Annotated in this window: 8 protein-coding genes; 1 reads left to right on the top strand and 7 read right to left on the bottom strand. The window is 57.6% G+C overall.

Annotated features, from left to right (window positions below):
* Window positions 1-53 precede the first annotated feature (53 nt).
* The 6 genes from tuf to rpoB all read right to left on the bottom strand — a co-directional run bounded on the left by tuf (window position 54) and on the right by rpoB (window position 12,611).
* Complete coding sequence (gene tuf, locus AB4Y71_RS03615; protein WP_417364852.1) at window positions 54-1,244, bottom strand: elongation factor Tu; 1,191 nt, start codon at window positions 1,242-1,244, stop codon at window positions 54-56.
* Window positions 1,245-1,486: 242 nt separating this feature from the next.
* Window positions 1,487-3,601 (bottom strand): elongation factor G, encoded by a 2,115-nt coding sequence (gene fusA / locus AB4Y71_RS03610; protein WP_441718014.1) that lies wholly within the window; start codon window positions 3,599-3,601, stop codon window positions 1,487-1,489.
* 69 nt (window positions 3,602-3,670) lie between these two features.
* The gene (gene rpsG / locus AB4Y71_RS03605) at window positions 3,671-4,141 is read right to left on the bottom strand and encodes a 30S ribosomal protein S7 (protein WP_013349693.1); all 471 of its coding nucleotides are present in this window, start codon (window positions 4,139-4,141) and stop codon (window positions 3,671-3,673) included.
* The gene (gene rpsL, locus AB4Y71_RS03600; protein ID WP_013349694.1) at window positions 4,141-4,515 is read right to left on the bottom strand and encodes a 30S ribosomal protein S12; all 375 of its coding nucleotides are present in this window, start codon (window positions 4,513-4,515) and stop codon (window positions 4,141-4,143) included. Before rpsL ends, rpsG begins: the two co-directional genes overlap by 1 nt.
* Before the next feature lie 600 nt (window positions 4,516-5,115).
* Window positions 5,116-9,006, bottom strand: coding sequence for a DNA-directed RNA polymerase subunit beta' (locus AB4Y71_RS03595; protein ID WP_134779725.1), 3,891 nt, complete (start codon window positions 9,004-9,006; stop codon window positions 5,116-5,118).
* A gap of 98 nt (window positions 9,007-9,104) precedes the next feature.
* Window positions 9,105-12,611, bottom strand: coding sequence for a DNA-directed RNA polymerase subunit beta (gene rpoB, locus AB4Y71_RS03590; protein WP_441718010.1), 3,507 nt, complete (start codon window positions 12,609-12,611; stop codon window positions 9,105-9,107).
* Between the two features lie 610 nt (window positions 12,612-13,221).
* On the opposite strand from rpoB, the gene AB4Y71_RS03585 reads away from it, so the two are divergent.
* The gene (locus tag AB4Y71_RS03585) at window positions 13,222-13,719 is read left to right on the top strand and encodes an aminoacyl-tRNA deacylase (RefSeq protein WP_013349697.1); all 498 of its coding nucleotides are present in this window, start codon (window positions 13,222-13,224) and stop codon (window positions 13,717-13,719) included.
* On the opposite strand, the gene AB4Y71_RS03580 is transcribed toward AB4Y71_RS03585, so the two are convergent.
* The gene (locus AB4Y71_RS03580) at window positions 13,673-14,842 is read right to left on the bottom strand and encodes an acyltransferase family protein (protein ID WP_441718007.1); all 1,170 of its coding nucleotides are present in this window, start codon (window positions 14,840-14,842) and stop codon (window positions 13,673-13,675) included. The two genes, AB4Y71_RS03585 and AB4Y71_RS03580, sit on opposite strands and share 47 nt — an antisense overlap.
* Window positions 14,843-14,856: the final 14 nt, after the last annotated feature.

Here is a 14,856-nt window from a genome sequence, read left to right as displayed (position 1 = left end):
AGTGCTGGGGGATTCTTTTCAGTTCACTAAGGAACTACCACATCAAGTAGAGACTACTTGGTGATGGTGGTTACCTTGCCCGAACCAACGGTGCGGCCGCCTTCGCGAATTGCGAAGCCGAGGCCCTCTTCCATGGCGATTGGCTGGATAAGCTCAACCGACATTTCGGTGTTGTCGCCAGGCATAACCATTTCGGTGCCCTCTGGGAGGGTGATAACGCCGGTTACGTCGGTGGTGCGGAAGTAGAACTGCGGACGGTAGTTCGAGTAGAACGGGTTGTGACGTCCGCCTTCGTCCTTCGACAGGATGTAGACGTTAGCTTCGAAGTTGGTGTGTGGGGTGATCGAGCCTGGGGCTACGATAACCTGGCCACGCTCAACGTCGTCGCGCTTCAGACCGCGAAGCAGCAGACCACAGTTCTCGCCTGCCCATGCTTCGTCGAGCTGCTTGTGGAACATCTCGATACCGGTAACGGTAGTCTTCTGGATTGGGCGGATGCCAACAATCTCAACTTCCGAGTTGATAGCCAGGGTGCCACGCTCGGCGCGACCGGTAACAACGGTACCGCGGCCGGTGATGGTGAAGACATCTTCAATTGGCATCAGGAATGGCTTGTCGCGGTCGCGAACTGGATCTGGAATGAAGCTGTCAGCTGCATCCATCAGTTCCTCAACAGCTGCAACCCACTTTGGATCGCCTTCCAGAGCCTTCAGGCCCGAAACGCGGATCACTGGAGCGTCGTCGCCGTCGAAGCCCTGCGAGGACAGAAGTTCGCGAACTTCCATCTCCACGAGCTCGAGGAGCTCTTCGTCATCAACCATGTCCGACTTGTTCAGTGCAACCATCAGGGTTGGAACACCAACCTGGCGGGCCAGCAGAACGTGCTCGCGGGTCTGAGCCATTGGGCCATCGGTAGCGGCAACAACCAAGATTGCGCCGTCCATCTGTGCAGCACCGGTGATCATGTTCTTGACATAGTCAGCGTGGCCTGGAGCGTCTACGTGTGCGTAGTGGCGCTTCTCGGTCTGGTACTCGATGTGCGAGATGTTGATGGTAATACCGCGCTGGCGCTCTTCCGGTGCCGAGTCGATGTTAGCGAAGTCGCGCTGTTCGTTCAGGTCTGGGTACTTGTCAGCCAGAACCTTGGAGATTGCCGCGGTCAGAGTGGTCTTACCGTGGTCAACGTGACCGATGGTACCAATGTTGACGTGCGGCTTGTTGCGCTCGAACTTTGCCTTTGCCACAAGTTCCTCCTAGAAACATTTACAGAAGACATTCTTCGTCTGCGCGGTTCGCAAACGAACTAGAAATAGTCTACTGGGGGCTTGGATAATTTAGGAAATTCCGGTCCTCTGCGGGTCCTGCATTGTGATGCAAATCCCTCGTTGGCCGTTTGCGGTGCCGGCTGGACTTCTCAGCCCAACCGGCCCGCGATCGGCCACTTCCCCGCTATGGGGGTCACGGCCAGGTTTTTATTCCGAGACGATTACTCGCCGCGGGACTTCTGGATGATCTCGTCGGCAACTGCCTTCGGGACCTCAGAGTAGCTGTCGAAGGTCATCGAGTAAACTGCGCGACCCTGGGTCTTCGAACGCAGGTCACCAATGTAACCGAACATTTCCGACAGTGGCACACCAGCGCGGATGACCTTGACGCCAGCAGCGTCGGACATCTCGCTGATCGAACCACGACGGGAGTTCAGGTCGCCGATAACGTCGCCCATGTACTCTTCCGGGGTACGAACTTCAACAGCCATCAGCGGTTCAAGCAAAACAGGGTTAGCGCGGCGTGCGCCTTCCTTGAATACCTGCGAACCAGCGATCTTGAAGGCCATTTCAGAGGAGTCAACATCGTGGTAAGCACCATCGATGAGGGTAGCCTTGACACCGACCAGTGGGTAGCCTGCGAGGATACCGTACTGCATTGCGTCCTGGATACCAGCGTCAACCGAAGGGATGTACTCACGAGGAACACGACCACCGGTCACGGCGTTCTTGAACTCGTAGGTTACGCCGTCAACAACTTCCAGAGGCTCGAACGAGACCTGGACCTTTGCGAACTGACCCGAACCACCGGTCTGCTTCTTGTGGGTGAAGTCAACCTTCTCCACAGCCTTCTTGATGGTTTCGCGGTATGCAACCTGTGGCTTACCAACGTTTGCTTCCACGCGGAATTCACGCTTCATGCGGTCAACCAGGATGTCCAGGTGAAGCTCGCCCATACCGCCAATGACGGTCTGGCCGGTGTCTTCGTTCAGGGACACGGTGAAGGTTGGATCTTCTGCCGACAGCTTCTGGATAGCGGTCGACAGCTTTTCCTGGTCACCCTTGGTCTTTGGTTCGATGGCCACAGAGATCACTGGATCCGGGAAGCTCATCGACTCGAGAACGATTGGGTGGGCTGGATCGCACAGGGTGTCACCGGTGGTGGTGGCCTTCAGGCCGATCACAGCGTAGATGTGACCTGCGTGGATCTCGTCTACCGGATTCTCCTTGTTGGAGTGCATCTGGAAGAGCTTGCCTACGCGTTCCTTCTTGCCCTTGGTGGAGTTCAGCAGCTGTGCGCCGGACTCTGCCTTGCCGGAGTAAACGCGGATGAAGTTCAACTGACCGAAGAACGGGTGAGCGGCGATCTTGAACGCAAGTGCCGAGAACGGTGCGTCTTCCGAAGGCTCGCGGGTCAGCTCAACTTCTTCATCCTTCGGATCGTGACCGATGGTGGCGCCAACGTCCAGTGGGTTTGGCAGGTAGTCGATGACTGCATCCAGCATTGGCTGAACGCCGCGGTTCTTGAAGGCCGAACCACAGAACACTGGGTAGGCTTCCGAGTTCACGGTCAGCTTGCGGATGCCAGCCTTGAGTTCCTTAACGGAGATTTCTTCACCTTCGAGGTACTTTTCCATGAGCTCTTCGGATGCCTCAGCGACATCTTCAACCAGCTTGGCGCGGTACTCTTCAGCACGCTCAACCAAGTCGGCAGGGATTTCGCGGGTTTCGTAAGCAGCACCCATGGTGACGTCACCCTTGGAGTCGCCCTCCCAAACGAATGCCTTCATGGACAGCAGGTCAACGACACCGGTGAACTCGGACTCGGAGCCGATTGGCAGCTGCATGACCAGCGGCTTGGCACCAAGGCGCTGGATGATGGTATCTACGGTGAAGTAGAAGTCAGCGCCTAGCTTGTCCATCTTGTTGACGAAGCAGATACGAGGAACGTCGTACTTGTCAGCCTGGCGCCAAACGGTCTCAGACTGAGGCTCAACGCCTTCCTTGCCATCGAAGACGGCTACGGCGCCATCGAGCACGCGCAGCGAGCGCTCCACCTCAACGGTGAAGTCAACGTGGCCCGGGGTGTCGATGATGTTGATCTGGTTCTTGTTCCAGAAGCAGGTAACAGCAGCGGAGGTAATGGTGATACCGCGCTCTTTTTCCTGTTCCATCCAGTCGGTGGTCGAAGCACCGTCGTGGGTTTCACCGAGCTTGTGGTTTACACCCGTGTAGAAAAGGATGCGCTCAGTAGTAGTGGTCTTACCGGCATCGATGTGAGCCATGATGCCGATATTGCGGACCTTGTTAAGGTCAGTAAGCACGTCCTGTGCCACGTTGTCTCCCTATAAGGTGAGGCCGGAATTGCTGGGCATCGGTTGATGCCCAGCTTTTCCGAGCGGTTCTTACCAGCGGTAGTGTGCGAAGGCCTTGTTGGACTCGGCCATCTTGTGAGTGTCTTCGCGACGCTTCACAGCGGCACCCAGACCGTTCGATGCGTCCAGGATCTCGTTCATCAAACGTTCGATCATGGTCTTCTCGCGGCGAGCCTTCGAGTAGCCAACCAGCCAGCGCAGAGCCAGTGCGGTTGCACGGCCTGGCTTGACCTCAACAGGAACCTGGTAGGTAGCGCCACCAACGCGGCGGGAACGAACCTCGAGGGCTGGACGGATGTTGTCCATAGCCTTCTTGAGGGTCGAAACAGCGTCGGCACCGGACTTTGCTGCGGCACCTTCGAGTGCACCGTAAACAATGCGCTCTGCAGTGGACTTCTTGCCGTCTACGAGTACCTTGTTGATCAGCTGGGTGACCAATGGGGAATCGAAGACTGGATCAGAAACTAGTGGGCGCTTTGGCGCCGGACCCTTACGAGGCATTACTTACCATCCTTCTTTGCACCGTAGCGGGAACGAGCCTGCTTACGATCCTTAACACCCTGGGTATCCAGAGCACCGCGAACAATCTTGTAGCGAACACCTGGAAGGTCCTTTACACGACCACCGCGAACGAGCACGATGGAGTGTTCCTGCAGGTTGTGTCCGACACCTGGAATGTAAGCGGTAACTTCGACGCCACCGGCAAGGCGCACACGTGCGACCTTACGCAGAGCCGAGTTTGGCTTCTTCGGGGTGGTGGTGTACACACGGGTGCACACGCCACGGCGCATTGGGTTGCCCTTAAGGGCAGGGGCCTTGGTCTTGACGACCTTAGGCGAGCGGCCCTTACGGACCAGCTGCTGAATAGTAGGCACTTTCGTGTCCTTCCATTGTCTAAGTTCTTCGGCAACACGACGAAAACGCCTAAGCCTAGAAAAGTTTTAGCGCTTCGCTGTGTAGCTAGCTGCTTGCTTTACCGCCCACTTGGAAGCAAATGTCCCTAGGCGTGCGAAAGTGTGGCATTCGTTGCGCAACCTACCCGCAACCCGGACCGAGTCCATTTTGCCACACATAAAACAATTGATTTCAGTCTAGCATTAATCCACCGAGCCACCATGTACAGTAAGCTATCTCACCGATCAGGCCACCCTTGGCCCCCAGCGCCCTCGAACGGCTTGGGTAGTGATCACGCTACCGGGCTTAGCTGAACGCCGCAGGTCCAGTAGATGAAAAGCGCCTGAATCCCGCGGCCTAGCGCACCTCTGCCGGCCATGGGCCCTGGCAATTTTCTCTTAAAAATGACTAGATGAGCTTTCTCCCAGATGATTCATCTACTACTATTCTTGCGCCCGGCAGTGCACTTGCCCCCCGGTTGCAAATCACAAGAACTAGTGCGCTTAAATGACTGATGCCTGCCCGCACAATGTGCAGACAGGCATCAGATCAAACTACCTTACGGTGTCAGCTCTTCCGGTTTAGCGGAAGTCCGAGCCGTGGTCGTAGTCGTCCATCGAGATGGCACGGAATTCAGGCGACAGCCCGCCTTCCAATGCATCGTCGTACAGACCCGAGGAGAAGGCTGAGGTACCGGTGAACAAAGTTGCCTTTGCTTCGTCGGTAGGCTCAACGTTGACCTGGGTGTAGCGATCCAGACCGGTACCGGCCGGGATCAGCTTACCGATGATCACGTTTTCCTTCAGACCGCGCAGAGGATCTTCCTTGCCTTCCATCGCAGCCTGAGTCAGGACGCGAGTGGTTTCCTGGAAGGAAGCAGCCGACAGCCACGAATCGGTGGCCAGCGATGCCTTGGTAATACCCATCATCTCGTCACGGCCGGCAGCTGGACGCTTGCCTTCCGAAACGGCCTTGCGGTTCGCAGCGGTGAAGCGCGAACGATCGGCCAACTCGCCTGGCAGCAAGTCGGTCTCGCCGGACTCGATCACGGTGACGCGACGCAGCATCTGGCGGACGATGACTTCCACGTGCTTATCGTGGATGCCTACACCCTGGGACTGGTACACATCCTGGACTTCGCGGACCAGGAACTTCTGCGCTTCACGTGGGCCCAGGACTCGAAGAACCTGCTTCGGATCCAGGGTACCGCTGGTCAGCTGGGTACCTGCTACGATGCTTTCGCCCTCTTCAACCAACAGGCGAGCACGACGCAGAACCGGGTAGGCCTGCTTCTCGTCGCCGTTGTCTGGAGTAACTACAACACGCAGCTGCTTCTCGTCGTCTTCGATCGACACGCGACCGGTAACCTCGGACATCGGAGCCACACCCTTAGGGGTACGGGCTTCGAACAATTCCTGGATACGAGGCAGACCCTGGGTGATATCGTCAGCCGACGCTACACCACCGGTGTGGAAGGTACGCATGGTCAGCTGGGTACCAGGCTCACCGATGGACTGTGCGGCGATAATGCCAACAGCCTCGCCGATGTCCACGGTCTTGCCCGATGCCAGCGAACGGCCGTAGCACAGTGCACAGGTTCCAACAGCCGAATCACAGGTCAGTACGGAGCGAACGCGGATTTCATCCACGCCTGCAGCGTACAGCTCGTCGATCAGCACATCGCCCACATCCGAACCGGCGGTAGCCAGTACGGTGCCTTCGGCGTTCTTCACGTCGGTAGCCAGCGTACGGGTGTAAGCCGAGTTCTCCACGGTTTCGTGCTTGATGCGGATGCCTGCAGTGTTATCTGCAATGGCAACGGTCAAGCCGCGCTTGGTACCGCAGTCCTCTTCGCGGACGATAACGTCCTGCGAAACGTCTACCAGACGACGGGTCAGGTAACCGGAGTTTGCGGTCTTCAGTGCGGTATCGGCCAGGCCCTTACGCGCACCGTGGGTTGCGATGAAGTACTCCAGAACCGACAGGCCTTCACGGTAGGAAGACTTGATCGGGCGAGGAATAATTTCACCCTTAGGGTTGGACACCAGACCACGGATACCGGCAATCTGACGCAATTGCAGGTAGTTACCACGAGCCTTGGAAGTCACCATACGGTTAATGGTGTTCAGCTCTTCCATGCCGTTCTTCATGGCCTCGGCAACCTCATCGGTAGCCTTGGTCCAGATGTCGATCAGGTCCTGGCGACGTTCGGTATCTGCAATCAGACCCTTGTCGTAGGAAGCCTGGACCTTGGCGGCCTTCTCCTCGTAAGGAGCCAAGATGGCTGCCTTGTCCATGTTCGAGGTGATGTCCGAGATCGCCACGGTGACACCTGAGCGGGTCGACCAGTAGAAACCGGCGTCCTTCAGGTTATCCAGGGTGGCTGCGGCAATAATCTTCGGGTAGCGCTCTGCCAGATCGTTGACGATCTCCGAGAGTGCATCCTTGCCAGCTACGGTGGCTACCCAAGGGTAGTCCGCAGGCAGGGTGTCATTGAACAGCACCTGGCCAAGCGAGGTATCCAGCAATGCCGGGGTACCTGGCTCCCAGCCCTCAGGGGCCGGCTGGTCTGCGGAAGGAACAAAGTTCTCCACGCGGACCTTGATCGGTGCGTTCAGGTGCAGCTCTCCCAGATCCTTGGCCATGATGGCCTCGGAAACGGTTGCGAACACGCGACCGGCGCCAACTTCGTTGGCACGCTTGGTGGTCAAGTGGTGCAGACCGATGATCATATCCTGCGAAGGCTGTGCCACTGGGCGGCCATCGGAAGGCTTCAAGATATTGTGCGAGGACAGCATCAAGATGCGTGCTTCAGCCTGTGCTTCTGGGCTCAGCGGCAGGTGTACTGCCATCTGGTCACCGTCGAAGTCAGCGTTGAACGCGCCACACACCAGTGGGTGCAGCTGCAGTGCCTTACCTTCAATGAGCTGTGGCTCGAAGGCCTGGATGCCCAAGCGGTGCAGGGTAGGTGCACGGTTCAGCAGTACCGGGTGCTCGGTGATGATCTCTTCGAGAACATCCCAAACCTGTGGACGGTAGCGCTCAACCATGCGCTTAGCCGACTTGATGTTCTGTGCATGGTTGAGGTCAACCAGGCGCTTCATCACGAAAGGCTTGAACAGTTCCAGAGCCATCTGCTTAGGCAGACCACACTGGTGCAGCTTCAGCTGCGGGCCAACCACGATGACCGAACGGCCCGAGTAGTCAACGCGCTTGCCGAGCAGGTTCTGGCGGAAACGACCCTGCTTGCCCTTGAGCATGTCGCTCAGGGACTTCAGTGGACGGTTGCCCGGACCGGTGACCGGACGGCCACGACGACCGTTATCGAACAGCGAGTCAACAGCTTCCTGCATCATGCGCTTTTCGTTGTTCACGATGATCTCTGGCGCACCGAGATCAAGCAGGCGCTTGAGGCGGTTGTTGCGGTTGATCACGCGACGGTACAGGTCGTTGAGGTCCGAGGTAGCGAAACGGCCACCGTCGAGCTGGACCATTGGGCGCAGTTCTGGTGGGATCACCGGAACGGCGTCAAGGACCATGCCCTTAGGCGAGTTGCCGTTGACCAAGAAGGCGTTAACAACCTTCAGTCGCTTCAGTGCACGAGCCTTCTTCTGGCCCTTGCCGTTTTCGATGATGGTCTTCAGCTCTTCAGCTTCGCCGGCCAAGTCGAAGTTCTCCAGGCGCTTCTGGATGGCTTCTGCACCCATGGAGCCTTCGAAGAACAGTCCGTACTTCTCACGCATGGTGCGGTACAGGCCTTCATCGCCTTCAAGGTCAGCGACCTTCAGGGTCTTGAAGCGCTCCCATACTGCACGCAGGCGCTCAGCTTCAGCCTTGGCGCGCTTGTCGATCTGCAGCACGGTCTTCTCAGCCAGGGTGCGGGCCTTGTTCAGCTCCGCGTTCTTGGCACCGTCAGCTTCCATGCGCTCCAGCTCGGCTTCCAAGTCGGCTGCAACAGCCTTCTTGTCAGCTTCTGCGTTGTTCGCAAGGTTGCGCAGTTCCAGATCGTGCTGGGCCTGCAGGTTAGGCATTTCGGCGTGGCGACGCTCTTCGTTGACCGAAGTGATCATGTAGGCAGCGAAGTAGATGACCTTTTCGAGGTCCTTCGGAGCCAGATCAAGCAGGTAGCCCAAGCGCGATGGAACGCCCTTGAAGTACCAGATGTGGGTCACTGGAGCAGCAAGCTCGATGTGGCCCATGCGTTCACGACGAACGTTCGCACGGGTCACCTCAACGCCACAACGCTCGCAGATGATGCCCTTGAAGCGCACGCGCTTGTACTTACCGCAGTAGCATTCCCAGTCACGGGAAGGGCCGAAGATCTTTTCGCAGAAAAGACCGTCCTTCTCCGGCTTCAGGGTGCGGTAGTTAATGGTTTCCGGCTTCTTGACCTCGCCGTAGCTCCATCCACGGATTTCATCCGCGGTGGCAAGGTTGATTCGCATGAGGCCGAATGAGGAATCGCTGGACATATGGTCCTTTTCTCTCTTCTGTGGTGTCTGAAGTCGATACGAATGAGGGTTGAATTCTCGGCCGCTGCCTGCACGTTCAGCGCAGGCAGGGCGTCAAATTAAACTTCCTCTACGGAGTTCGGCTCCGACCGGGAAAGGTCGATGCCCAGCTCTTCAGCGGCGCGGAACGATTCCTCGTCCGACTCACGCATTTCGATAGTGTTGCCGTCGGTACCAAGTACCTCAACGTTCAAGCACAGCGACTGCATTTCCTTGATGAGCACCTTGAACGATTCCGGAACACCTGGCTCTGGAACGTTCTCGCCCTTGACGATAGCTTCGTAGACCTTCACGCGGCCGTGGATATCATCCGACTTGATGGTCAGGATTTCCTGCAGCGTGTAAGCGGCACCGTATGCTTCCAGTGCCCAAACTTCCATTTCACCGAAGCGCTGGCCACCGAACTGGGCCTTACCACCCAGTGGCTGCTGGGTGATCATGGAGTATGGACCGGTGGAGCGGGCGTGGATCTTGTCGTCCACCAAGTGGTGCAGCTTCAAGATGTACATGTAGCCCACGGATACTGGATCCGGCAGTGGATCACCGGAGCGGCCGTCGAACAACTTCGCCTTGCCGGAGTTGCCAATCAGGCGAACACCGTCACGGGTCTTGTTGGTCGCATCCAGGATTCCGCGGATTTCCTCTTCCGAGGCACCGTCGAAGACCGGGGTGGCCACAGTGGTGGAACCGGACTCGCGTGGCAGGTTCGGCAGATCGCGGACCCATTCAGGCTCGCCTTCAATGGTCCAACCCTGCTTGGCAGCCCAACCCAGGTGGATTTCCATCACCTGACCGACGTTCATGCGGCCTGGAACACCCAGCGGGTTCAAGATGACATCCAAAGGAGTGCCGTCTTCCAGGAATGGCATGTCTTCCAGCGGCATGATGCGCGAGATGACACCCTTGTTACCGTGACGGCCTGCAAGCTTGTCACCAATGGAGATCTTGCGCTTCTGTGCCACGTAAACGCGGACCAGCTGGTTCACGCCTGGGGACAGGTCATCGTCGTTGTCGCGGTCGAAGATGCGAACACCAATGACGGTGCCGGACTCGCCGTGCGGAACCTTCAGGGAAGTATCGCGAACTTCGCGGGACTTCTCACCGAAAATGGCACGCAGCAAGCGCTCTTCCGGGGTCAGCTCGGTCTCGCCCTTAGGGGTGACACGGCCTACCAGTACGTCGCCGGCTTCAACTTCAGCACCGATGTAGACGATGCCGCGGTCATCAAGCTGGGAGAGGATATCTTCCGAGACGTTCGGGATGTCGCGGGTGATTTCCTCAGCACCGAGCTTGGTGTCGCGAGCGTCAACTTCATGCTCTTCGATGTGAATCGAGGTGAGCACGTCATCGAAGATCATGCGCTGGGAGAGGATGATCGCATCCTCGTAGTTGTAGCCTTCCCACGACATGAATGCCACGAGCAGGTTCTTGCCCAGGGACAGCTCACCGGAGTCGGTCGACGGACCGTCAGCGATGATCGACTGGTACTCCAGGCGGTCGCCTTCGGAAACGCGAACGCGCTGGTTGTAGGCGTTGCCCTGGTTCGAGCGTGCGAACTTCATGATCGGGTACATCGACTCGGTGCCGTCATCGTTCATGACGACAACCAGGTCAGCAGATACCTCGGTGACCACGCCTGGCTTGGCGGCGACAACGGAGTCGCCGGCGTCAACCGCGGCGAACTTCTCCATGCCGGTACCAACCAGCGGACGCTCGGACTTCAGCAGCGGCACAGCCTGGCGCTGCATGTTGGCGCCCATCAGTGCACGGTTGGCATCGTCGTGCTCGAGGAATGGAATCAGTGCGGTTGCAACCGAAACCATCTGGCGAGGCGAAACGTCCATGAAGGTTACTTCAGCGGAATCGACGATAACAGGCTCTCCGCCACCGCCCTTTTCACGAACCAGCACGGTCTCTTCAACGAAGCGGCCGTTCTCATCCAGCGGCGCGTTGGCCTGTGCGATGTAGTGCTGCAGCTCGTCATCGGCGGTCAGGTAGTCGACCTCGTTGGACACGACGCCATTGGCAACGCGGCGGTATGGGGTTTCGATGAAGCCGAAGGAGTTGATGCGGCCGTAGGTTGCCAACGAACCGATCAGACCAATGTTCGGGCCTTCGGGAGTTTCAATTGGGCACATGCGTCCGTAATGCGACGGGTGAACGTCTCGAACTTCCATGCCTGCGCGGTCACGGGACAGACCACCTGGGCCCAGAGCCGACAAGCGACGCTTGTGGGTCAGGCCGGCCAGTGGGTTGTTCTGGTCCATGAACTGCGAGAGCTGCGAGGTTCCGAAGAACTCCTTGATGGCAGCTACGACAGGGCGGATGTTGATCAGGGTCTGCGGGGTGATTGCCTCGACGTCCTGGGTGGTCATGCGCTCGCGCACAACACGCTCCATGCGGGACAGGCCGGTGCGGACCTGGTTCTCGATCAGTTCGCCAACTGCGCGGATGCGGCGGTTGCCGAAGTGGTCGATGTCATCGACGTTCACAGGAACATCGACGATCTCGCCCTTGCGGGTGCCCTTGACGCTCTTCTCGCCGGCGTGCAGCGCAACGAGGTAGCGGATCATGGCAACGAGGTCATCAAGCGAGAGCACCGAAGCGTTCTCAGCGTTGACCGGAGTCTCCACGCCCAGCTTGCGATTGATCTTGTAACGGCCAACCTTGGCCAGATCATAGCGCTTAGGCTCGAAGTACATGTTCTTCAGCAGTGCCTGTGCGGCTTCAACCGTTGGAGGCTCGCCTGGACGCAGCTTGCGGTAGATGTCCAGCAAGGCTTCGTTCTGATCCTTGATGCTGTCCTTTTCCAAGGTAGCGCGCATCGAATCGTACTGGCCGAACTCAGACAGGATCTGCTCTTCGGACCAGCCAAGGGCCTTGAGCAAAACGGTTACCGACTGCTTGCGCTTGCGGTCAAGGCGTACGCCAATCTGGTCGCGCTTGTCGATTTCCAGCTCGAACCATGCACCACGCGATGGGATGATGCGTGCCGAGTAGATCGTCTTGTCACTGGTCTTGTCCGGTGCGGACTCGAAGTACGCACCTGGGGAGCGAACCAGCTGGGAAACAACGACACGCTCGGTGCCGTTGATGATGAAGGTGCCCTTCTCGCTCATCAGCGGGAAATCGCCCATGAACACGGTCTGCTGCTTGATTTCGCCGGTTTCATTGTTCATGAATTCAGCCTTGACATACAGCGGTGCCGCGTAAGTGGCGTCGCGGTCCTTGCACTCTGCAATCGAGTACTTCGGATCAGCGAACTCCGGCTCCGAGAAACTCAAGGACATGGTGTCCTGGAAGTCCTCGATAGGGGAGATTTCCTCGAAGATTTCTGCCAGGCCCGAGGTGTTAGGCACGCTGAAGTCGCCAGCGGCTTCTGCCTTGGCCAGGCGCTCTACCCAGTTCTGGTTGCCGACGAGGCGGTCAAAGCTCTCGGTCTGCAATGCCAGCAGGTTAGGCACTTCAAGGGGCTCGTGAATCTTTGCAAAAGAAAGTCGGCCAGCGTATGCAGCATCGCGGGCCGAACTAGCGGTTTGGTTGTTAGGGTTGCTCGAGGCGACCAAGATGGATCCTTCCAAAGACCGTCAGGTTTCCGAACGCTTACCGTGCTAAGGTTCCTGCCATAGGACAGTTCCTCTTTTTTCGTCCGCACGAACCCACCGCTATATGAAGGCCGCGCGCAAACAGCAAGGCGCAAATTTCTACTCTACCGGAGGAAAATCCGGTTGTCGATACTCGGTGCAGAAATTCGTGCTATAGTTTTCGCCCCCTCTTTCGCCCGGGGCACCATTGCGTTCTGACTGCCGAGCCTAGCAACTCCCCCAAGCGATTCCTGCGCGGATTTTGATTCATATTTACCCAAATGATCCCCTTGTTTTCGGCGTTCTGAGGAAATCATTGAAATTCAGCTCGCAGCCAACGCGCTGTCCGTTTTTCGAATTTCTGTGGCACATATGTGTTTTGTCACATCTGTGCAAACAAGGCGGAAAACGCCAGTTTTTGCGCCCCTTCGGTACCTGCTCAAGGTTTTTTGGCAATAATTTTAAACCGCTTCTGCCGGTCATTGCTCCCTGCTCCCCAGCTGAGTTAAGCCTTGGCGCCGACGTGTGTCTGGTGGCTTCTTGTAGGACCACTAGCTATGATCGAGCAAACATCCACGGTTAAGGAGAAGAAGTGAACAAGCTGCAGTCAGATGAAGCACTCACCCGAGTTACCCTGGACGCTTCGCGCCGGAATGTACCGATTGAGATTGTGCCGCGCGAGAAGGTGAGCTCGTTGGAAGAAGCTGCCGATGCTTTAGGCATCTCAGCCTCCGCCCTGCTCAAGACCCTGGTGATCAAGAAATCCGACGATACGTTCGTTTTCGCTCTGATCCCGGGCGGCCGGAAACTTGATTGGGCCAAGCTGCGCACGGTGATTGGCGTCAACAAGCTTTCGTTACCGCCATCGGATATCGCATGGGATGTCACGCACTACGAACCCGGAACCATCACGCCCTTCGGCTCGCATACGGTGCTGCCGGTTTATATCGATGCCACCGTCTTTGATGAGCCGGTCCCAGAACATATCGGCTTGGGCAGTGGGGACCGCACCCATGGCTTGCTGGTTCGGGCTAAGGATCTGGTTAGCGGATTTGATGCCAAGATTGTTGATATTTCGACTCCGGAATAGCCAGCTCCGGCTTGGCCAAGGCCTTCTTCGCCCAGCTCCGGGCCATGGTCAAGCCGTTGATGGTCGCATTGCGCAGTGGCAGTCCAAATGGTTGTTCAACGTAGCGGGCCACCAGATACGCAACAAAGAGCATCAGCACCATCAACCCGGCCAGCAAAACGTACTTGTTGACCACGTCGTGCAGCTGGTTGATCAGCCACCAGCCCCATAGCTGGTGGATCAGGTACAGCGGGTAGGTCAGTGAGCCTGCCACTGCTAGCCATTTGCCCTGGACGTTTTTCAGCGGGGTCAGGGTACACACCGCGAGCAGTACGACGCACAACACTGCTAGCAGCTGGAAATGCCATGCCGGAATATCCAGACCGGAAAGGAAGTCCGCGTCCTTGCGGCCCTTGATGCCGGTGAAATAGGCGGCGATGGCAGTATTGCCGGCAACCATTGCCCAGCGAAGCGCACTGTGTCCGCTTTGGTAGATCAGGTACAGCACCATGCCAGCTGCGAACAGGGCCGCATATTCACCAGCGATCCACTCCTGAAGCGAGTCCAGGTTGGTGAAGTGCAGATAGAGGCCTAGTGCGGGCCAGATGCCCGCCAGCCAGAGAATGTGCCTGTTCTTCACCAAACCGAAGGCCAACAGCACCGCAAGCAAGATGTAGAAGCGCAGTTCCACCCAGAGGGTCCAGTAGACCCCGTCCATATCCGTTGCTCCGAAGCCCGCCTGCATCATGGTCAGGTTCGGCAGGATATCACTGGCCGAGCGGCCTTCATTGCCGGTGGGCCAGATGCGAAGCGAGATCACTGCTGCGGCGATTACCGCCAGCCAATAAGCCGGATAGAGCCGGCCTACACGTGAGCCGATGAAACCTATGACGTTTTTGCCCTGCAGGGACATCAGGATGACAAAGCCGGAGATCAGGAAGAATAACTGGACACCGAGCTGTCCGTAGCGAGTGAATTCCGAAAGGACCGGCCAGTACTCTGCGGCCTTGGTCCCCCAGTGCTCATGTCCCCATGCCGTGTAGTGGTATAGGACGACAATTAGCGCAGCTGTAATTCGCAACGCGTCTAGGAGTCCTAGCCGCGGTGCTGGCTTGTGGGTCTGGGTAGCTACAGTTTTTGACACATATTCACTGTATG

The organism is Glutamicibacter sp. MCAF14, assembly GCF_052114325.1.
GTDB lineage: Bacteria > Actinomycetota > Actinomycetes > Actinomycetales > Micrococcaceae > Glutamicibacter > Glutamicibacter arilaitensis.
Note: the sequence above shows the minus strand (reverse complement) of the source record. Positions and strands in the feature narration are given on the sequence as shown.

What these genes read in the sequence shown, in the direction of transcription:
- rpsG (WP_013349693.1), bottom strand. Translation starts at nt 4,141, where the DNA reads ATGCCTCGTAAGGGTCCGGCGCCAAAGCGCCCACTAGTTTCTGATCCA.
- AB4Y71_RS03595 (WP_134779725.1), bottom strand. Translation starts at nt 9,006, where the DNA reads ATGTCCAGCGATTCCTCATTCGGCCTCATGCGAATCAACCTTGCCACC.